The organism is Streptococcus sanguinis SK355, from assembly GCF_000212855.1.
In the GTDB taxonomy this organism is placed as follows: domain Bacteria; phylum Bacillota; class Bacilli; order Lactobacillales; family Streptococcaceae; genus Streptococcus; species Streptococcus sanguinis_A.
Genome location: NZ_GL890993.1, coordinates 1,638,347 through 1,657,789 on the forward strand (window position 1 = coordinate 1,638,347; position 19,443 = coordinate 1,657,789).

Consider the following 19,443-nt stretch of genomic DNA (forward strand, 5'->3'; position numbering starts at 1 on the left):
TTGCTATTCCTTACGGAAATTTATATCTATTATAACAAATAAAGAAGTAGTTTTGTAGGCATTTTTTTATAATTTTGTTATAATATTTTTTATACAAGAAATTTTCAAGGAGTGCTTCATGTCTATTAAAATAGCTTTACTTGGTTTTGGAACAGTGGCCAGCGGTGTGCCTTTTTTGCTGAAGGAAAATGGAGAAAAAATCGTTCAAGCAGCTCATTCAGAGATTGAGGTTGCTAAAGTATTGGTCAAAGATGATGCCGAAAAAGAGCGTCTTTTAGCAGCTGGAAATGACTTTAATTTTGTCACAAATGTTGAAGAAATTCTGAATGATTCTGAGATTACCATCGTTGTAGAATTGATGGGACGGATTGAGCCAGCGAAAACGTTCATCACTCGTGCTCTTGAAGCTGGCAAACATGTGGTAACGGCCAATAAGGACTTGTTGGCTGTTCACGGAGCAGAGTTGCTGGAAATTGCTCAAAAGCAAAATGTAGCTCTCTATTATGAAGCAGCTGTTGCTGGCGGAATTCCAATCCTGCGTACCTTGGTTAATTCACTGGCTTCTGACAAAATCACCCGTATCTTGGGTGTGGTCAATGGAACTTCTAACTTTATGATGACCAAGATGGTAGAAGAGGGGTGGTCTTATGAAGACGCTCTTGCTGAAGCACAGCGTCTTGGCTTTGCTGAAAGCGACCCGACCAATGACGTAGATGGCATTGATGCGGCTTACAAGATGGTCATTCTTAGCCAGTTCGCTTTTGGTATGAATGTTAAATTTGAAGATGTGGGTCATCAGGGAATTCGTCATATCACACCAGAAGATGTGGCTGTTGCTCAAGATCTGGGCTATGTAGTCAAGCTGGTAGGTTCTATTGAAGAAACGCCATCAGGAATCGCAGCAGAAGTAGCTCCAACATTTCTGCCAAAAGCTCATCCGCTGGCTAGTGTCAATGGGGTAATGAATGCTGTCTTTGTCGAATCCATCGGTATCGGAGAATCCATGTACTACGGACCGGGAGCTGGGCAAAAACCAACTGCAACTAGTGTTGTGGCAGATATTGTTCGTATCAGCCGACGTTTGAATGAAGGAACAGTTGGCAAGGCCTTTAATGAATTCAGCCGTGAGTTAGTGCTGGCTAAGCCAGAAGATGTGAAGAGCAGCTATTACTTCTCTATCTTGGCACCTGACTCTAAAGGTCAAGTTCTGCATTTGGCTGAGATTTTCAATGCTGAGGATGTTTCCTTTAAGCAGATTCTGCAGGAAGGTACAGATGGTGAGAAGGCTCGCGTGGTGATTATTACTCATGCTGTCAGCAAGACACAGCTGGAAAATGTCACTGCTAAGCTAAAAGAAGTTGCTGAGTTCGACTTGCTCAATACCTTCAAAGTATTAGGAGATTAAGATGAAAATTATTGTACCGGCGACCAGTGCCAATATTGGTCCTGGCTTTGACTCTGTCGGAGTCGCCCTATCAAAATATCTTGAAATTGAAGTCTTGGAAGAAAGTCAGGAGTGGGTAATTGAGCATGACCTCAATCCGAGAATTCCTAAGGATCGGCGTAATTTACTGGTTAAGATTGCCCTGCAGTTGGCTCCAGATATTCAGCCACGCCGTTTGAAAATGACCAGTGATATTCCATTGGCTCGTGGACTTGGGTCTTCTAGCTCGGTCATTGTAGCTGGGATTGAATTGGCCAACCAGCTGGCTCATCTTAATTTGTCGGATTATCAGAAGCTAAAAATCGCTACAAAGATTGAAGGCCATCCTGACAATGTTGCGCCGGCTATTTATGGTAATTTGGTCGTATCTAGCTCATCTAGAAATCAGGTATCGGCTGTGGTGTCGGATTTTCCAGAAGCCGACTTCATTGCTTATATCCCAGACTATGAGCTTCGGACGGTCGAGAGTCGTAGAGTCTTGCCGAACCGCCTTTCCTACAAAGAAGCTGTGGCGGCCAGCTCCATTGCTAATGTTGCGATTGCTGCTCTTTTAAAAGGTGATATGAAAATCGCTGGTCGAGCTATTGAGTCAGATTTGTTCCACGAAAAATACCGTCAGCCTTTGATCAAGGAATTTTCAGATATTAAATTCTTGGCCAGAAAAAATGGCTCTTATGCAACCTATATCTCAGGAGCGGGGCCAACTGTTATGGTCTTATCACCTAAGAACAAGACAGAGAAGATTTACCAGCTTTTGCAAAAACAGAATTTCAAAGGGCAAATCTTCCGGCTTCAAGTAGACACAGAGGGTGTTCGAGTAGAAAAATAAATCATCAAGAGGTTTTTATGAGCCTCTTTTCCCTTTTCTAGGAACTCGTACACAATAGAAGAAGTTGATGTTCCTATCTTTTTATACCTGATTATGCTATAATGGGGATAGCTTAAAGGAGGATAATTCACTTTATGGATCATTTAGAATTACAGGAACTGGCGAGTGAGCTAGCTTTTGGTGCTATCAGGAATGCTCTTTCTACTCAAACACAGCGATTTGCTACTAGACAATTATAAGCATTAAAAAGCTGACCTTTCTCAGCTTTTTCTTTGTAATCTATCGTAAATGCCATAGATTTTTGATATAATAGAGTGTATTTTGTTTACATAAAAGAGAGAAAAGCATGCAAAAACTAGAGAAATTAAAAACCGAATTAGAAGGAATCGACATTCGCTTCAATGAGCCTTTGAGTCAATACACCTATACAAAGGTCGGGGGCGCAGCCGATTTCTTAGTTTTCCCCCGCAATCGTTATGAGCTGGCTCGCATTGTTAATTTTGCCAATCAAGAAGACATTCCTTGGATGGTGCTGGGAAATGCCAGTAATATCATTGTGCGAGATGGCGGTATCCGAGGTTTCGTCATTATGTTTGACAAGCTCAACAATGTAGGGGTAGATGGCTATATGATTGAAGCAGAGGCTGGAGCTAATCTAATTCAGACAACCCATATCGCTCTGCAGAATAGTCTGACTGGCTTTGAGTTTGCCTGTGGCATTCCTGGTAGCGTCGGCGGAGCTGTCTTTATGAACGCTGGTGCTTATGGCGGCGAGATTGCTCATGTTTTGGTATCTTGTAAGGTACTGACGCCTCAGGGACAAGTCAAAACGCTGGACGTTCGAGATATGAAGTTTGGCTATCGTCACTCACTAGTTCAGGAAACAGGCGACATTGTTATTTCTGCTAAGTTTGCTCTTTCGCCTGGTGTTCACAGAACTATTCGTCAGGAAATGGAGCGCTTAACCCATCTGCGGGAGCTTAAACAGCCTTTGGAATACCCATCTTGTGGATCTGTTTTCAAGCGTCCTTTGGGTCACTTTGCTGGTCAGCTCATTAGTGAAGCAGGCCTTAAGGGGCATCGTATCGGCGGCGTAGAAGTATCTGAGAAACATGCCGGTTTTATGATTAACGTCGATAAAGGAACGGCCCAAGATTATGAAAATCTTATTGCTCATGTGATTGAAAGGGTGCGGGAAAATTCAGGTATTACTCTGGAGCGCGAAGTCCGCATCATTGGTGAATCTCTGTAAGACAGATTGGTTTCCAGTAGAAGTATGCTGGATAAGGAACTGCAGCTAGCTGTAACTTAGTAAGGGGGTGAAAGCCTATCGACACGGAATTTATAAAGGGCCTTTACAGCCCTCACGAGGTAGCAGCGGTCTGACAGAACCCTTAATCTGTTAATACGAGAAAGAAGGAATTTATGACAATTGAAAAAACCAATCATCGAGTTTAAAAACGTTTCAAAAGTTTTTGAAGATAATAATACTGTCGTTCTGAAAGATATTAATTTCGAGCTGGAAGAAGGAAAGTTCTATACTTTGCTAGGGTCTTCTGGTTCTGGAAAATCAACGATTCTGAACATTATTGCCGGTCTTTTGGACGCGACAGACGGAGATATTTTTCTTGATGGTGTCCGCATCAATGATATTCCCACTAATAAACGAGACGTCCACACGGTTTTTCAGTCCTATGCACTGTTTCCGCATATGAATGTTTTTGAAAATGTAGCCTTTCCGCTTCGTCTGCGCAAGGTTGATAAAAAAGAAATTCAAGAGCGGGTTGCTGAAGTACTGAAAATGGTTCAGCTGGAAGGCTTTGAGCGCCGTTCTATTCGCAAACTGTCGGGTGGTCAGCGTCAGCGTGTAGCCATCGCGCGGGCGATCATTAATCAGCCGCGGGTCGTATTGCTGGATGAGCCGCTTTCTGCTCTGGATTTGAAGCTGCGCACGGACATGCAGTATGAGCTGCGGGAATTGCAGCAGCGTCTGGGTATTACCTTTGTCTTTGTCACGCACGACCAAGAGGAAGCCCTGGCTATGAGCGACTGGATTTTCGTTATGAATGATGGCGAGATTGTTCAGTCGGGAACGCCTGTCGATATTTATGACGAGCCCATCAACCACTTTGTTGCAACCTTCATTGGCGAGTCCAATATTCTGCCTGGCAAGATGATCGAGGACTATCTAGTTGAGTTTAACGGCCAGCGCTTTGAAGCAGTGGATGGCGGGATGCGCCCAAATGAAGCTGTTGAGGTGGTCATTCGACCAGAGGACCTGCGGATTACGCTGCCAGAAGAAGGCAAGCTGCAGGTTAAAGTTGATACCCAGCTTTTCCGTGGCGTTCACTATGAGATTATTGCTTATGATGAACTGGGTAATGAATGGATGATTCACTCGACTCGCAAGGCCATTGTCGGTGAAGAAATTGGCCTGCATTTCGAGCCTGAAGATATCCATATCATGCGTCTCAATGAAACTGAAGAAGAATTCGATGCCCGTATCGAAGAATATGTTGAAGTAGAAGAGCAAGAAGCGGGTCTGATCAATGCCATTGAGGAGGAACGCGATGAAGAAAACAACCTCTAATCTTTTTCTCTTGCCCTACCTGCTCTGGATTTTCCTCTTTGTCTTGGCACCTGTTGTCATGATTATCTGGAAGTCCTTCTTTAACATTGAAGGCCAGTTTACTCTGGAAAATTACCAGACCTACTTCACATCGCAGAACTGGACCTATCTCAAGATGAGTCTGAATTCGATTCTTTATGCAGGGATTATTACTGTCGTAACCCTGCTGATTTCCTATCCGACCGCATTCTTTTTGACTCAGCTCAAGCACAAGCAGCTCTGGCTGATGCTGATTGTCCTGCCGACCTGGATCAATCTCCTGCTCAAAGCTTATGCTTTCATCGGTATTTTTGGTCAGAATGGTTCAATCAATCAATTTCTGACTTTTATCGGAGTAGGGCCGCAGCAGATTCTCTTTACGGACTTTTCATTTATCTTTGTAGCCAGCTACATCGAGCTGCCCTTTATGATTCTGCCCATTTTCAATGTTCTGGATGATTTGGATCCTAATCTTATCAATGCCAGCTATGACTTGGGAGCTAATCGCTGGGAGACTTTCCGTCGGGTTATTTTCCCTTTGTCATTGAATGGTGTCAGAAGCGGAGTACAGTCAGTCTTTATCCCTAGCCTCAGTCTCTTCATGCTGACACGCTTAATCGGGGGTAATCGGGTAATTACTCTGGGAACTGCCATTGAGCAGCACTTCCTAACCACTCAGAACTGGGGCATGGGCTCTACTATCGGAGTGGTGCTGATTGTTGCTATGCTCTTTACCATGTGGGCAACCAAGGAAAGGAGAGGGCGATGAAAAAAATTGCAAATCTCTATTTGGCCTTTGTCTTTTTGGTGCTCTACATCCCCATCTTTTACCTGATTGCCTATGCTTTCAATGCAGGGGAAGACATGAATCGTTTCACAGGATTCAGTCTTAGTCATTTTCAGAATCTCTTTGAGGATTCACGCTTGATTTTGATTTTGGTTCAGACTTTCTTTCTGGCTTTCCTGTCTTCATTAATTGCGACACTGATTGGAACTTTTGGAGCCATCTATATTTATCAAGCCCGCAAGAAATATCAGGATGCCTTTTTGTCTATCAATAATATCCTCATGGTGGCACCGGATGTCATGATTGGGGCAAGTTTTCTGATTCTCTTTACGACGGCAAAATTCCAGCTGGGCTTCCTGTCTGTGCTGGCTAGCCATGTGGCCTTTTCCATTCCGATTGTGGTGCTGATGATTCTTCCGCGTCTGAAAGAAATGAATGATGATATGATTAAGGCTGCTTATGACCTAGGAGCCAGCCAATTGCAAATGCTGAAAGAAATCATGCTGCCTTATCTGACTCCAGCCATTATCGCTGGCTACTTCATGGCTTTTACCTACTCACTTGATGACTTTGCTGTGACCTTCTTCGTTACAGGCAATGGCTTCTCTACTTTGTCTGTTGAGATTTACTCCCGCGCTCGGCAGGGAATTTCTCTGGAAATCAATGCCCTATCAGCCTTGGTCTTTCTCTTCAGCATTGCTTTGGTAATTGGGTATTACTTTATCACCCGTGAGAAGGAGGAGACCGTATGAGAAAGCTTTATTCATTTTTAGCGGGGATTCTGCTGATTATCTTAGTTTTGTGGGGTGTTAGTTACCAGATCGAAAGTCAGACGCAGAGCAAGGAGAGCGATAAGCTGGTCATTTACAACTGGGGTGACTATATCGATCCTGAGCTACTGACTGAGTTTACTAAGGAAACTGGTGTCCAAATCCAGTACGATACATTTGACTCTAATGAAGCCATGTATACGAAAGTGAAGCAGGGCGGCACAACCTACGACATTGCGATTCCCAGTGAATATATGATTGCTAAGATGATGAAGGAAGGCTTGTTAGAAAAGCTAGATCATAGCCAGATTAAAGGTTTGGAAAATATCGGATCTGACTTTTTAGACCAGCCTTTTGATCCTGGAAATCAGTACTCGATTCCTTATTTTTGGGGAACGCTGGGCATTGTCTACAATGAAAAAATGGTTGATAAAGCTCCTGAGCATTGGAATGATCTCTGGCGTCCTGAATACAAAAACTCCATCATGATGATTGATGGAGCCCGTGAAGTCATGGGAATTGGTCTGAACTCGGATGGCCATAGTCTCAACTCCAAAGATGCAGATCAGTTGCAGGAGGCTGTCGACAAGCTCTACACTCTGACGCCAAATATCAAGGCCATTGTGGCTGATGAGATGAAAGGATACATGATTCAGAACAATGCAGCTATCGGTGTGACCTTTTCTGGCGAGGCTCGGCAGATGCTGGAGGCCAATGAAGACCTACGCTATGTCGTGCCAACAGAAGCCAGTAATCTTTGGTTTGACAATATTGTCATTCCCAAAACCGTCAAAAATAAAAAAGCAGCCTATCAGTTTATTAACTTTATGCTGAGACCGGAGAATGCTTATAAAAATGCCCTTTATGTTGGTTATTCGACACCAAATCTTCCTGCCAAGGCCATGCTTCCTAAGGAAATTCAGGAAGATGAGGCTTTTTATCCGACTGAGGAAACGATGAAACATCTGGAAGTTTATGAGCAGTTGGGCCCTAAATGGCTGGGGACATACAACGACCTCTATCTTCAAGTCAAGATGTATCGGAAATGATAGTCTAATAAGGTTACTTGATGAATACAAGAAAAACGCCTGGCTCAATGAGCTAGGCGTTTGCTGCTTGCTTAGTTTGAAGCTTCTGTCTGAGTATTTGTTGCAGTGTCTGCCGCAGAGCTAGAAGCGGTAGTGTCGCCTACAGCTGTATCTGCTGCAGAACTAGATGCACTAGTTTCAACAGCTGCTGCATCGCTGCTGGAAGCAGCAGTATCAGTTGCGGTCGTTGAAGCGGCACTGCTTGTTTCTTTTTCGATTTCCTTGATAATGGTAGTCGTTGCAGTAGAGCTGCTGGTATCCGATTTTGATTTTTCATCCTTATGACTGGTCAGATTCATAATCGTGATGCTGGCAATGATGATGGACAAGATACTGGCAACCGTTGCAATAGTCTTTTGGAAGGCTGAAAGGCCGGTTTTAATATGCTGTTTAGTAGGTTTTTTAGATGATTTTGTCTTGTTTTTATTGCTGCGAGAATAGTTTTCCATGCTTGAAAGAATCTCCTTTTAAAATTTCAATGATTTCTTATCTCTCATTATACGTTTTTTATCTGAAAATGTCTTAAAAAAATCAAATTCTTATCTATGAAAACGCACACAGAAGATTGCTGTCAAGAAAAGAAGCTGCTCAAATTTGGATTGAGCAGCTTCTTGAGCTAGAATAGCAAAGTAATTACGCCTTTTCATCTTGGAGCGCCGCTTGAGCGACAGCTAGCCTTGCAGCTGGAACTCGATAAGGAGAGCAGGAGACGTAGGTGACACCAATTTGTTGGAAGAAGGGGATAGAAGCAGGATCACCACCGACCTCACCGCAGATGCCGATTGAAAGGTCGGGCTTGACTTGACGACCCTTCTTGATAGCTATCCGCATCAATTCACCAACACCCGCTTGGTCGACACTTTGGAAAGGATCAAAGGGAAGGATTTCTTTCTCCTTATAATGGCCGATGAATTTCCCAATATCGTCCCGTGAAAAGCCATAGGTCATCTGGGTCAGGTCGTTAGTACCAAAGCTGAAGAAATCTGCTTCTTGAGCCAGCTGGTCTGCAACCAGACAGGCACGCGGAAGTTCAATCATGGTGCCAATTTCATAAGGGAAGGGTTCGTGACCTTGATGCCTAAAGAGTTTGTTGATATGTTGGATGAGAAAGGCTTTGACAGAGTCCAACTCAGCCTTGTCAGCAATCAGCGGAATCATGATTTCTGGCTTGACGGTCAATCCTTCCTGACTCAGCTTGATAGCACTCTTGAAGACTGCTTCGACCTGCATTTTGTAAATCTCTGGTTGCGTAATCCCCAGACGGCAGCCGCGGTGACCCAGCATAGGATTGCTTTCTTGCAGCTGTTCAATGCGTCGAGTCAGTTTTTCTGGCGATTTGTGCAGCTTATCAGCCAAAGCTTTGATTTCCTGTGAATCTTTAGGTAGAAATTCATGCATGGGTGGATCCAAAAGACGGATAATCATAGGTTTGTCCTGAACTGCTTGGAACATTTGATAGAAGTCTTTTTCTTGGAACTCCAGCAGTTTTTTGAGGGCGGATCTAGTTTCCAATTCATTGTCAGCCAGGATCAGGCGCCGCATTTCCAGAATCCTCTCTTGACCAAAGAACATGTGTTCGGTACGAGCTAGACCAATGCCCTTTGCCCCAAACTTAATAGCTGTTTTCAGATCTTGAACGGTCTCTGCGTTGGCACGGACTTTGAGCTGTGCGACTTCATCTGCCCATGAAAGCAGTCGTTGGAGTTCTTTGTCATTTTCGACTAGGACGGTCGGAACCTCTCCGCTATAAATGCGTCCCGAGCTGCCATCAACTGAAATGACATCACCCTCAGTCAAAACAAGACTTCCGCAGGAAACAGTTTTGCTTTCCTCGCTGATGGTCAGCTCTCCACAGCCAGCCACACAGCAGGTTCCCATTCCCCGAGCTACGACAGCTGCGTGAGAGGTCATGCCGCCCTGACTGGTTACGATGGCCTGGCTGACAACCATGCCCTCAATGTCTTCAGGGGAAGTTTCCTGACGGACTAAAATGACCTTTTTACCCAAGGAGTGGTAGTCTTTGGCGCGCTCAGCTGTAAAGACAATCTCGCCAGTTGCAGCACCAGGGCTAGCTGGCAGTCCTTGAGCCAAGAAAGGAGCATCTTGTAAAGCTTTTTCTTCAAATACAGGATGGATGAGCTGGCTAATCGTAGCAGGAGAGACGCGCTGGAGAGCTTCTTTCTTGCTGATAATGCCCTCGTCTACCAGATCTAAAGCGATTTTCAAAGATGCTTTGGCGGTCCGTTTACCGTTTCTAGTTTGGAGGATATAGAGTTTACCCTTTTCAATAGTAAATTCTATATCTTGCATGTCCTTGTAGTGGTTTTCGAGAATCTTAGCATAGTCTTGGAAAGCTGCATAGGCCTGAGGGAGAGCTGTCTCAAGTGCAGCGATAGGCTCAGGGGTTCGAATGCCAGCTACGACATCCTCTCCTTGTGCATTGAGCAAGAACTCGCCAAATAGCTGATGCTCACCACTGGCAGGGTTTCTAGTAAAGACGACTCCTGTACCACTGGCTTGGTCGCTATTTCCGAAAACCATGGTTTGGACATTCACCGCTGTTCCCAAATCATGAGGAATATCATTCAAGTTGCGGTAAACCTTTGCTCGAGGGTTATTCCAAGACTTGAAGACCGCCTTGATAGCAGCATAGAGCTGTTCTTTAGAGCTTTGGGGGAAGGTTTGATGATGCTCGTGATAGAGCTGCTTGTATTGGCCAATCAAAGCCTGGTGTTCTTCCAATGTAAAATCTTTAGCTTGCTTACCAGCATTCTTTTCAAAATAGCCTAAGAGGTCATCAAACTCTTCTTTATCGATACCATAAACCACATCGGCAAACATTTGCAGCAGACGGCGGTAGCAGTTGTAGGCAAAGTCAGCATTGGTCTGCTCAGCCAGAGTCTGGGTTCTTAAATCATTCAGACCTAGATTGAGAATAGTGTCCATCATGCCCGGCATGGAAAACTTGGCTCCGCTTCGAACAGACACTAAGAGCAAGGCTGAGTCGTTGCCGCTGAAATATTTACCTGTTTTATCTTCTAATTCGGTAACCGCTTTCAAAACATCTTCTTTTAAAGAAGATTCAAAGAAATAAGGACTTTCCAAATATTCGATACAGCTTTCTGTAGTAATAGTAAAACCTGGAGGGACAGGCAGTCCCAAATTGGTCATTTCTGCTAGATTGGCTCCTTTTCCACCAAGCAGGGCCTTGTCATCTGCACATCCTTCCTCGAAGGAGTAAATCCATTTCGCCATATTTACCTCCAAAATTATGAAATATGTGTCATATTGTAGGACAACTACATTGTAATATACATCACATATATTTGTCAACCGAAAAAGCATCCTATTTTATTGACAATTTTTCTTTTTTTGTTATAATGTGTTACAAAATGATGATTATTTAAACGTTTGAAAATAAAATATGAGCAATAATTCCTAAATTTTAAGCGAAATTCGGCTAATCATCTATATAAAGAAAGAAGGAGTCAGACCTATTTGAAATTAAGTGAACGGCAAAAGAAAATTGTAGAAATTGTAAAAGAACACCAGCCACTCAGCGGTGAGAAAATCTCTGAATTACTTGATATTTCTCGGGCGACTCTGCGCTCGGATCTGTCTTTTCTGACCTTGGTTGGGATTTTGAAGGCTACACCTAAAGTTGGTTACACGTACTCGGGCTCAGATTTAGAGACGCTTTTCTTTTTCGATACCTTTCGAAAGGAAGTGGCAGAGATTATGACTTCGCCTGTTTTGGTTTCTCATGATTCTTTTATTCAAGATGCCATTATCACCTTATTTATGTATGATGCGGATGTTCTCTATGTCATTGATGAGCATAAGCTGCTCTTGGGGATTTTGTCGCGTAAGGACTTGCTGAGGGCTTCGCTTAATACTAACATTGACAGCACTCCTGTAGCGGTCTGCATGACCCGAATGCCCCATATTAAAACTTGCTACAAGAATATGAATATTTTGGAAGCGGCAGCAGTTTTGCAGGATTTTGCGATTGATTCGCTGCCGGTAGTCGATGAGGATAATGAGCGTAAAATTTTAGGAACTGTGACCAAGTCAGCCCTGCTGGATTATATTATTCAAGAGGCCAGAAGCGCTGAGGTTAATAGATAAGAGGAATGAACATGAAGAAAGAAATTATTGTTTACAGCATTTCAGATTCTTTGGGGGGGACTTCGCAGAAGCTATTGTCTGCGGTGACAGCCCAGTACCCAGATATTATTTTTAATAACAGCTATCGTTTTCCATTTATCAACAAGGAAGAAGAATTGCTGGATATTCTGCGCGATGCCATCAAGGACGATGCCCTTGTTATTAGCACTCTGGTTGATGGCAAGCTAGCAGCTGTAGCTAGAGAGTTCAGTCAGGCCAATGGCCTTGCTTATCTGGATTTGATGCATCCATTTTTTGAGATTATCAAGGAAAAGACAGGCACTAGTCCTATAGAGGTGCCGGGTACCTTGCACCGGCTGGACACTGAGTATTTTAATAAAATCTCCGCTATTGAGTTTGCAGTCAAATACGACGATGGCAAGGCACCACAAGGATTTTTAGATTCAGATTTAGTGCTCTTGGGCGTCTCCCGAACATCTAAAACGCCACTCAGTATTTATCTGGCTAATAAAGGATATAAGGTTTCTAACCTGCCTTTGATTCCAGAAGTACCTCTTCCTCAGGTCTTGGAAAAGGTTGATCCGGAGCGGATTATCGGCCTTTTATGTGAGCCAGAAAAACTGTCTAAGATACGCAGTAATCGCTTGAATTCTCTGGGATTGACCCAGTCGACCAGCTACACAGATCTGGAAAAGATATATGAAGAACTAGACTACTCAAAAGAAGTCTTTAAAAAATATAGGGCACATGTCATCAATATCACGGATAAATCAATCGAGGAGACAGCTTTCTTGATTGAAGATCATTTGAAGAAATTGAGATAAGAGAGAAGATTGAGAGAGCGGTTATAGAGTGAGGGCATAAGATGGAGCAATATAAGCGTATTTTACTGAATGAATTTGACAGTCGCCAGAAAGTCATTACAGAGCTGACCAACCTAGAGGCAATTTTGAACCTGCCCAAAGGAACGGAGCTGTATATCAGTGACATTCACGGAGAGTTTGCTGCTTTTGACTATATTTTGAGAAGCTGTGCAGGTATCCTCAATGAGAAGATCAAGGACTGTTTTGGGGACAGCTTGTCAGAATCTCATAAGGATCGGCTGTCAGCGCTGGTTTCCTATCCTGAGCTTGTGCTGGGGGAAGAAACAAAAGGCCAAGACTGGTATCAGGAAACCATTCCCCAACTCTTGAACTTGCTGGCTTTTGCAGGTGCAAAATACAGTCGGTCCAAGGTCAGAAAGGCCTTGCCGCCACAATATGCCTATATTATCGAGGAGTTGCTCTATAGTGACAGGGCTCTAGCTGATAAAAAATCCTATTTTGAGAATATCCTGACTTATGTGATTGAATTGCGGGAAGCTGTGCCTTTTATCCTAGGCTTGTCCCGAAGTATTCGGCAGTTGTTGATCGACCATTTGCATGTGGTTGGAGATATTTTTGACCGAGGAGCTGGCAGTGCTCAGGTCATGGATGAACTGCAGCATTTTCACTCGCTTGATATTCAGTGGGGCAATCACGACATTATCTGGATGGGAGCCTTTTTTGGCTCCAAGGCTTGCTTGCTCAATGTGCTGCGCATTGCAGCTCGCTATGGCTATCTCTGGGATATCGAGAAAGATTATGGTTTAAATCTGCGCTCCTTGACTCTTTTTGCGGACAAGACTTACCAGTCTAATCCTAAGTTTAGACCCATTCTAGGCGGCAGAGAGCAGGAGTTTTCAGATGAGGAAATTCTGCAGCTGGAAAAGGTTCACCAAGCCTTAGCAATTATCCAGTTCAAGCTGGAAAATCAACTCATCAAACGACGGCCTGAGTTCCAGATGCAGGACCATGTTATGCTGGACAAGATTGATTATTGGGAAGAAAGTGTTACGATTGACGATACTAAGCATCCCCTGGTTAATACTTGCTTCCAAACTATCAATCCGGAAAATCCGTCGGCTTTGACACCAGAAGAAAATCAAGCTGTAGACAGTATGCTGGCCTCATTCCAAAGTTCTCTTAAGATGGCTGAGCATATGAGTCTTCTGATGAACAAGGGCTCTATGTATAAGATTTACAACCATCACTTGCTTTTTCACGGCTGCATACCTCTGGAGCCGTCAGGAGAATTTCAGCCTTTCATTCTCAATCAAGCCCATTATGCAGGCAAGGAATTGCTGGATTTCTTTGAGTATCATATTCGGCAGTCGGCCAAGAACAAGGAAGTGGGTGATGATTTGTCGACTGACTTGATTTGGTATTGCTGGAAAGGTAAGCTGTCGCCTTTGTTTGGCAAAGAAAAGATGACCACCTTGGAGCGCTATTTCATTGAAGATAAGGACACCCACAAGGAAGTAGAAAATTCTTATTTTTCTTATCGTAATTCTGAGAAGGTCTGCCAGTTAATCTTGGAAGAATTTGGCCTCTTTTCTCAAGAGTCTAGGATGGTCAACGGTCATACTCCGGTTAAGACGGGCAAGGGAGAGTCGCCTATCCGTGGTGGCGGTTTACTCTTTGTCATTGATGGTGGCCTCTGCAAGGCCTATCAGAAGAAGACTGGAACGGCCGGCTATTCACTGCTCAATAATTCCTATGGTTTCCAGTTGGTGACTCACCAGCCATTCCAAAACGCTCAAAAAGTCGTGGAATCGCCGTTTGCTCAAACTTCCCTGAAAAAGGTGATTGAAAATGTAGAGGAAAGAACCCTCATTAAATCTACTACCATCGGTCAGAGCTTGTTAGCTCAACAACAGGAACTCTTTGGCTTGCTGCATGAGTTTTATGACCGGTGATGTTTAGCCCTAAGTTCTACAGAATTTAGGGCTTTTTCTTTCTTGTTCCAGTTTCTCTTTCGTGTTACAATAGGAGTATTGAAATTTAGAGGAAAGAACATGATTTATTTAGATAATTCAGCGACAACCAAGCCTTATCCCGAGGCTTTAGCTGCTTACACTGAGGTAGCTTCTAAAATCTGGGGCAATCCATCCAGTCTGCACAGTTTAGGTAGTCAGGCCACCCGTCTCTTAGAAGCTTCTCGCCGTCAAATAGCAGAGCTTTTAGGCAAGTCTTCTTCGGAGATTTTTTTTACATCTGGAGGAACTGAAGGGGACAACTGGGTGCTAAAGGGAGTTGCTTTTGAAAAGGTTCCATTTGGCAAACACATCATTGTATCTAATATCGAGCATCCTGCAGTTAAAGAATCAGCTCTTTGGTTGCAGAGTCAAGGCTTTGAAATAGATTTTGCACCAGTCGATAAGTCTGGTATTGTTGAGGTAGATAAGCTAGCGGAGCTGATTCGACCAGACACCACTCTAATCTCCATCATGGCTGTCAATAATGAAATTGGCAGTGTTCAGCCCATTCAGAAAATATCCGAACTGCTAGCAGACAAGCCGACTATTTCCTTTCATGTGGACGCTGTGCAGGCAGTTACCAAGATTCCAACAGCTGCTTATCTGACGGATCGCGTGGATTTTGCAACATTTTCCAGTCATAAATTTCACGGTGTCCGGGGCGTAGGATTTGTCTATATCAAGTCTGGCAAGAAAATCAGCCCGCTCTTGACTGGTGGCGGCCAGGAGTCGGACAAGCGCTCAACGACGGAAAATCTAGCTGGGATTGCTGCCACAGCCAAAGCTCTGCGTCTATCCATGGAAAAGCAAGAAGTATTTGCCCAGCGGACGGCTCAGATGAAGAAGATTCTCCTTGAAGAGTTGCAGAAGTATCCAGATGTGGTGATTTTCTCAGACCTGGAAGATTTTGCACCCCATATACTAACCTTTGGTATCAAGGGGGTGCGAGGCGAAGTCGTCGTCCATGCGTTTGAAAACTACGAGATTTATATCTCGACTACTAGTGCCTGCTCTTCTAAAGTTGGAAAGCCAGCAGGAACCCTAATCGCTATGGGCGTCGAAAAGTCTCTCGCTCAGACTGCTGTCCGTATCAGTTTGGATGCTGACAATGACATGAGCCAGATAGAGCAATTTTTGACAACTTTTAAAATCATTTACGAAAAAACCAGAAAAGTAAGGTAAACAATGCATTATTCAGAAATTATGGTACGCTACGGTGAGCTCTCAACCAAGGGCAAGAACCGCATGCGCTTTATCAACAAACTCAAACGCAATATTCAGGCTGTCTTGTCAGTCTATCCACAGGTCCATGTCAAGGCCGACCGTGACCGGACTCATGTCTATCTGCACGGGACAGACTATCAGCCTGTCGCAGAGTCGCTCAAGCAGATTTTTGGGATTCAGAATTTCTCGCCGTCTTACAAAGTCAAAAAATCTGTGCCAGCCCTAATCGTAGCTGTCCAATCCATCATGAAGGAAGTCTATCAAGAGGGCATGACCTTTAAGATTACCAGCAAGCGCAGTGACCATAGCTTTGAGTTGGATAGCCGTGAGCTCAATCAGACATTGGGTGATGCTGTTTTTGAGGCTATTCCCAATGTTCAGGTCAAGATGAAAGCGCCAGATATTGAACTGCGCGTTGAGATCCGAGAAGAAGCGGCCTATATTTCTTATGAGACGATTCGCGGTGCTGGGGGATTACCAGTCGGCACTTCAGGAAAGGGTATGCTCATGCTTTCTGGCGGGATTGACTCACCGGTGGCGGGCTATTTGGCTCTCAAGCGCGGTGTAGATATTGAGGCGGTTCACTTTGCCAGTCCACCTTACACCAGTCCAGGTGCGTTGAAAAAAGCTCAAGATTTGACGCGAAAATTGACCAAGTTTGGGGGAAATATCCAGTTTATCGAAGTACCTTTTACAGAGATTCAAGAGGAAATTAAGGCTAAGGCTCCAGAAGCCTACCTGATGACACTGACTCGTCGCTTTATGATGCGCATTACAGACCGGATTCGAGAGGAGCGGGGCGCTCAAGTCATTATCAACGGAGAAAGTCTTGGTCAGGTGGCAAGTCAAACCATTGAGAGTATGCAGGCTATCAATGCCGTGACCAATACACCAGTTATCCGTCCTGTCGTGACCATGGACAAGCTGGAAATTATCGAGATTGCAGAGAAAATTGATACTTTCCAAATCTCTATCCAGCCATTTGAAGATTGTTGTACTATTTTTGCGCCAGATCGACCTAAAACCAATCCGAAAATCAAGAATGCCGAGCAGTACGAAACTTACCTAGATGTTGAAGGCTTGGTTGAGCGCGCTGTCGCAGGTATCATGATTACAGAAATCAGACCGCAAGCAGAGGCTGATGAAGTTGATGAGCTGATTGATGAGCTCTTGTAAAAGCGAGAGAAGGTGACGTTTATGCTGGCTGTTTTTCTCTTAATTCCTTTTTTGCTGATTCGTTTTCCTTTATTAAGTCATTTTGGCAAAAATGCTTTGTCACGCGCAGCTTATTTTGCACCAGTCCAAGGAAAGGAAAAGATAGCTTATATGATTTATCAATTGAGCAATCTAGCCTTGTTCATAACTCCTTTTTTGCTTCAAATTAAGTTTGATTGGTCTGTTTTCTTTTATGCTGGTATGGCTATCTACCTGCTTGGTTTGGCTTTGTGTGCTATCAGTATGAGAGATTTCGCTAGACCAGATGCAAACGGCATGAATACAAAGGGCCTTTATCGCTATTCCCGTAATCCTATGTATGTAGCTTACTTTGTTTGTTTTTTAGGAATAGCTTTTTTGACCAAATCAATGATTTTCTTTCTGATTTTAGTGACTTTTCAGACTGCGGCCCACTGGATTATTCTCTCTGAGGAGCGCTGGTGTCTTGAAAGATTTGGGAAAGCTTATCAAGACTATCAAGATAGGGTACGTCGTTATATTTAGAATTTTTTTGAACTAATAATTATTTAATAAAGCAGTTAGCGGATAACAATAGAAAATACTATTTATCTGATTTGTAACAAAATTAATACTAGATGGAGTTTGAGATGGGATATTGGGATTATTTTTCGAGAGGCTTGCTTCAATCATTTTCTTGGAAAGACGGCTATGACAATGCTTTGTTAAGAGAGGTGCCAGGGGAATCATATTTGTTAGGTGTCTTCTCACATTCTTTGTTAGCCGTATTGATTACTTTTCTTGTTTTTTATGGTTTAAATATTGCTAAATTAAAAGCAGGTTCTTGGAAAGCTCTTATTAGCAAAGAATATCAAAAGAACCCAGTTAAATCTGTATTAGTTCTTGGTTTTGGTTTACCAATTACGATTCTTTTTCTTGTTTTTTATGAAGTTCATAGACCTATAGAAGCTCTACATGTTTATGAATATTTCAAAGAACAAAACGTGCACCCTGATATTGTTCGCTTAATCGATATAGATATACATACTACGACTGGTAAGTATGGAAGAAAGATATTTAGTAATCTTATCTTCATAGTTGAAACAAAAGAAGGGACTCGTAAAGTGAACATTTCCGATGCCACACAGTATGAGGCAGAATTTTTAAAAGAAAATCTTGAAACGCCAACAAATATTCCCGTTCATGTAAATAGCAAGGGTGAAGTAGTCTTTGTGCATTAGTGAACAAAATCTAAAGATAATCCTTGAAAATACGTTTTCATGAGACGAAAAAGCTTGCTAAAGAGCGGCAGAAGTGCTATACTTATAGAGTTGACTATGCACATTCCTGTGCAACCGCACGAACATCGTTGCTCGTCGTATAACAAATTTAAACTTCGTCATTATCGCCTTGCCTAACACAAGTTATGCCTTCGGCTCAATTCCTAGTTTATTCTTTGTTATACTTAGAGCTCTTCTCTTAAGTGGTTCGTCCCACGATGCTAGGCGAGTCTTCACAAAATCCGGGGAAACCCTAAAAATCATAGGAGGTGCATAATGAGCACATACGCAATCATTAAAACTGGCGGAAAACAAGTTAAAGTTGAAGTTGGTCAAGCAATCTACGTTGAAAAGTTAAACGCTGAAGCTGGTCAAGATGTTACTTTTGACGAAGTTGTTCTTGTTGGTGGTGAAAACACTGTTGTAGGAACTCCACTTGTTGCTGGAGCTTCTGTTGTCGGAACTGTTGAAAAACAAGGCAAGCAAAAGAAGGTTGTTACTTACAAGTACAAACCTAAAAAAGGCAGCCATCGTAAACAAGGTCACCGTCAACCATATACAAAAGTTGTCATCAACGCTATCAACGCTTAATTTTAAGGAGATTAAATGATACACGCAGTCTTTGAAAGAGCCGAAGATGGCGAACTGAGGCGTGCAGAAATCACAGGTCACGCCGCGAGTGGCGAATACGGCTATGATGTCGTGTGTGCGTCCGTTTCGACGCTCGCCATTAATTTTGTCAATTCAGTTGAGAAATTCGCAGGCTACGAACCGACCTTAGAATTAAACGAAGATGAAGGTGGATTCTTACGGGTTGAAATCCCGACAGATATTGCACCGAGCCAGAGAGAGATGACTCAGCTTTTCTTTGAATCATTTTTCCTAGGAATGGCAAACTTATCGGAGGACTCATCTGAGTTCGTCCAAACCAGAGTTATCACAGAAAACTAACACGGAGGAAAAACATTATGTTAAAAATGAATCTTGCTAACTTGCAACTATTCGCCCACAAAAAAGGTGGAGGTTCTACATCTAACGGACGTGATTCTCAAGCGAAACGTCTGGGAGCTAAAGCAGCTGACGGTCAAACCGTAACAGGCGGCTCTATCCTTTACCGTCAACGCGGCACTCACATCCATGCAGGTGTCAACGTTGGACGTGGCGGAGATGATACTTTATTCGCAAAAGTTGAAGGCGTAGTACGCTTTGAGCGCAAAGGACGCGATAAGAAACAAGTTTCTGTTTACCCAATCGCTAAATAATTAATAAGAAATCC

Annotated in this window: 19 protein-coding genes and 1 other annotated feature; of the genes, 17 read left to right on the forward strand and 2 right to left on the reverse strand. The window is 43.3% G+C overall.

What is annotated here, in order from left to right; all coding sequences use genetic code 11:
* The first annotated feature begins 118 nt into the window (after window positions 1-118).
* The 7 genes from HMPREF9389_RS03520 to HMPREF9389_RS03490 all read left to right on the forward strand — a co-directional run bounded on the left by HMPREF9389_RS03520 (window position 119) and on the right by HMPREF9389_RS03490 (window position 7,487).
* Entirely contained in the window at window positions 119-1,405 is a 1,287-nt protein-coding gene (locus tag HMPREF9389_RS03520; RefSeq protein WP_002930285.1) for a homoserine dehydrogenase, read from the forward strand.
* A 1-nt stretch (window position 1,406) separates the two neighbouring features.
* Window positions 1,407-2,273 (forward strand): homoserine kinase, encoded by an 867-nt coding sequence (thrB, locus tag HMPREF9389_RS03515; protein WP_002930286.1) that lies wholly within the window; start codon window positions 1,407-1,409, stop codon window positions 2,271-2,273.
* A 346-nt stretch (window positions 2,274-2,619) separates the two neighbouring features.
* Entirely contained in the window at window positions 2,620-3,525 is a 906-nt protein-coding gene (murB, locus tag HMPREF9389_RS03510; protein WP_002930287.1) for a UDP-N-acetylmuramate dehydrogenase, read from the forward strand.
* 180 nt (window positions 3,526-3,705) lie between these two features.
* Window positions 3,706-4,863, forward strand: a complete 1,158-nt coding sequence (locus HMPREF9389_RS03505) for an ABC transporter ATP-binding protein (RefSeq protein WP_002930288.1) — start codon at window positions 3,706-3,708, stop codon at window positions 4,861-4,863.
* Window positions 4,844-5,650 carry an ABC transporter permease gene (locus tag HMPREF9389_RS03500; RefSeq protein WP_002930289.1) on the forward strand — a complete coding sequence of 269 codons (807 nt, stop codon included), beginning with the start codon at window positions 4,844-4,846 and terminating at the stop codon, window positions 5,648-5,650. Before HMPREF9389_RS03505 ends, HMPREF9389_RS03500 begins: the two co-directional genes overlap by 20 nt.
* Window positions 5,647-6,420, forward strand: a complete 774-nt coding sequence (locus HMPREF9389_RS03495) for an ABC transporter permease (RefSeq protein ID WP_002900472.1) — start codon at window positions 5,647-5,649, stop codon at window positions 6,418-6,420. The genes HMPREF9389_RS03500 and HMPREF9389_RS03495 overlap by 4 nt, the downstream gene beginning before the upstream one ends.
* The gene (locus HMPREF9389_RS03490) at window positions 6,417-7,487 is read left to right on the forward strand and encodes an ABC transporter substrate-binding protein (protein ID WP_002930290.1); all 1,071 of its coding nucleotides are present in this window, start codon (window positions 6,417-6,419) and stop codon (window positions 7,485-7,487) included. The genes HMPREF9389_RS03495 and HMPREF9389_RS03490 overlap by 4 nt, the downstream gene beginning before the upstream one ends.
* Window positions 7,488-7,558: 71 nt before the next feature.
* Here HMPREF9389_RS03490 and HMPREF9389_RS03485 read toward each other — a convergent pair whose 3' ends face one another.
* Both HMPREF9389_RS03485 and ppdK read right to left on the reverse strand, forming a co-directional pair.
* Window positions 7,559-7,975: a DUF6556 family protein gene (locus HMPREF9389_RS03485; RefSeq protein WP_002930291.1), complete on the reverse strand. Its 417-nt coding sequence runs from the start codon at window positions 7,973-7,975 to the stop codon at window positions 7,559-7,561.
* A gap of 184 nt (window positions 7,976-8,159) precedes the next feature.
* Window positions 8,160-10,781 carry a pyruvate, phosphate dikinase gene (gene ppdK / locus HMPREF9389_RS03480; RefSeq protein ID WP_032906517.1) on the reverse strand — a complete coding sequence of 874 codons (2,622 nt, stop codon included), beginning with the start codon at window positions 10,779-10,781 and terminating at the stop codon, window positions 8,160-8,162.
* A 243-nt stretch (window positions 10,782-11,024) separates the two neighbouring features.
* Between ppdK and HMPREF9389_RS03475 the strand changes: the two genes are divergently transcribed.
* From HMPREF9389_RS03475 to rpmA, 10 genes are all read left to right on the forward strand, one after another.
* Window positions 11,025-11,654: a CBS domain-containing protein gene (locus HMPREF9389_RS03475; protein WP_002930293.1), complete on the forward strand. Its 630-nt coding sequence runs from the start codon at window positions 11,025-11,027 to the stop codon at window positions 11,652-11,654.
* A gap of 5 nt (window positions 11,655-11,659) precedes the next feature.
* Entirely contained in the window at window positions 11,660-12,478 is an 819-nt protein-coding gene (locus HMPREF9389_RS03470; RefSeq protein WP_002930294.1) for a pyruvate, water dikinase regulatory protein, read from the forward strand.
* Between the two features lie 41 nt (window positions 12,479-12,519).
* Window positions 12,520-14,430, forward strand: a complete 1,911-nt coding sequence (locus tag HMPREF9389_RS03465; RefSeq protein WP_002930295.1) for a fructose-bisphosphatase class III — start codon at window positions 12,520-12,522, stop codon at window positions 14,428-14,430.
* A 99-nt stretch (window positions 14,431-14,529) separates the two neighbouring features.
* A complete protein-coding gene (locus tag HMPREF9389_RS03460) occupies window positions 14,530-15,672 on the forward strand; it encodes a cysteine desulfurase family protein (protein WP_002930296.1) in 1,143 nt (380 codons plus the stop codon).
* A gap of 3 nt (window positions 15,673-15,675) precedes the next feature.
* Complete coding sequence (thiI, locus tag HMPREF9389_RS03455; RefSeq protein ID WP_002930297.1) at window positions 15,676-16,890, forward strand: tRNA uracil 4-sulfurtransferase ThiI; 1,215 nt, start codon at window positions 15,676-15,678, stop codon at window positions 16,888-16,890.
* Between the two features lie 21 nt (window positions 16,891-16,911).
* A complete protein-coding gene (locus HMPREF9389_RS03450; protein ID WP_002930298.1) occupies window positions 16,912-17,433 on the forward strand; it encodes a methyltransferase family protein in 522 nt (173 codons plus the stop codon).
* 104 nt (window positions 17,434-17,537) lie between these two features.
* Complete coding sequence (locus HMPREF9389_RS03445; protein WP_235787857.1) at window positions 17,538-18,128, forward strand: hypothetical protein; 591 nt, start codon at window positions 17,538-17,540, stop codon at window positions 18,126-18,128.
* Window positions 18,129-18,230: 102 nt separating this feature from the next.
* Window positions 18,231-18,410 (forward strand) — a sequence feature (ribosomal protein L21 leader region).
* 33 nt (window positions 18,411-18,443) lie between these two features.
* Window positions 18,444-18,758 (forward strand): 50S ribosomal protein L21, encoded by a 315-nt coding sequence (rplU, locus tag HMPREF9389_RS03440; RefSeq protein ID WP_002904398.1) that lies wholly within the window; start codon window positions 18,444-18,446, stop codon window positions 18,756-18,758.
* A 15-nt stretch (window positions 18,759-18,773) separates the two neighbouring features.
* The gene (locus HMPREF9389_RS03435; protein ID WP_002930300.1) at window positions 18,774-19,118 is read left to right on the forward strand and encodes a ribosomal-processing cysteine protease Prp; all 345 of its coding nucleotides are present in this window, start codon (window positions 18,774-18,776) and stop codon (window positions 19,116-19,118) included.
* Window positions 19,119-19,135: 17 nt separating this feature from the next.
* Window positions 19,136-19,429: a 50S ribosomal protein L27 gene (gene rpmA, locus HMPREF9389_RS03430; protein WP_002895619.1), complete on the forward strand. Its 294-nt coding sequence runs from the start codon at window positions 19,136-19,138 to the stop codon at window positions 19,427-19,429.
* The last annotated feature ends 14 nt before the right edge of the window (window positions 19,430-19,443 follow it).

Excerpts from the sequence above, each read along its gene's own strand:
- HMPREF9389_RS03485 (WP_002930291.1), bottom strand. The coding sequence starts at position 7,975 with ATGGAAAACTATTCTCGCAGCAATAAAAACAAGACAAAATCATCTAAA.
- HMPREF9389_RS03450 (WP_002930298.1), top strand. The coding sequence starts at position 16,912 with ATGCTGGCTGTTTTTCTCTTAATTCCTTTTTTGCTGATTCGTTTTCCT.
- thrB (WP_002930286.1), top strand. The coding sequence starts at position 1,407 with ATGAAAATTATTGTACCGGCGACCAGTGCCAATATTGGTCCTGGCTTT.
- HMPREF9389_RS03490 (WP_002930290.1), top strand. The coding sequence starts at position 6,417 with ATGAGAAAGCTTTATTCATTTTTAGCGGGGATTCTGCTGATTATCTTA.
- HMPREF9389_RS03445 (WP_235787857.1), top strand. The coding sequence starts at position 17,538 with ATGGGATATTGGGATTATTTTTCGAGAGGCTTGCTTCAATCATTTTCT.
- ppdK (WP_032906517.1), bottom strand. The coding sequence starts at position 10,781 with ATGGCGAAATGGATTTACTCCTTCGAGGAAGGATGTGCAGATGACAAG.
- murB (WP_002930287.1), top strand. The coding sequence starts at position 2,620 with ATGCAAAAACTAGAGAAATTAAAAACCGAATTAGAAGGAATCGACATT.
- HMPREF9389_RS03470 (WP_002930294.1), top strand. The coding sequence starts at position 11,660 with ATGAACATGAAGAAAGAAATTATTGTTTACAGCATTTCAGATTCTTTG.
- HMPREF9389_RS03495 (WP_002900472.1), top strand. The coding sequence starts at position 5,647 with ATGAAAAAAATTGCAAATCTCTATTTGGCCTTTGTCTTTTTGGTGCTC.
- rplU (WP_002904398.1), top strand. The coding sequence starts at position 18,444 with ATGAGCACATACGCAATCATTAAAACTGGCGGAAAACAAGTTAAAGTT.
- HMPREF9389_RS03520 (WP_002930285.1), top strand. The coding sequence starts at position 119 with ATGTCTATTAAAATAGCTTTACTTGGTTTTGGAACAGTGGCCAGCGGT.
- HMPREF9389_RS03465 (WP_002930295.1), top strand. The coding sequence starts at position 12,520 with ATGGAGCAATATAAGCGTATTTTACTGAATGAATTTGACAGTCGCCAG.
- HMPREF9389_RS03435 (WP_002930300.1), top strand. The coding sequence starts at position 18,774 with ATGATACACGCAGTCTTTGAAAGAGCCGAAGATGGCGAACTGAGGCGT.
- thiI (WP_002930297.1), top strand. The coding sequence starts at position 15,676 with ATGCATTATTCAGAAATTATGGTACGCTACGGTGAGCTCTCAACCAAG.
- HMPREF9389_RS03500 (WP_002930289.1), top strand. The coding sequence starts at position 4,844 with ATGAAGAAAACAACCTCTAATCTTTTTCTCTTGCCCTACCTGCTCTGG.
- HMPREF9389_RS03460 (WP_002930296.1), top strand. The coding sequence starts at position 14,530 with ATGATTTATTTAGATAATTCAGCGACAACCAAGCCTTATCCCGAGGCT.
- rpmA (WP_002895619.1), top strand. The coding sequence starts at position 19,136 with ATGTTAAAAATGAATCTTGCTAACTTGCAACTATTCGCCCACAAAAAA.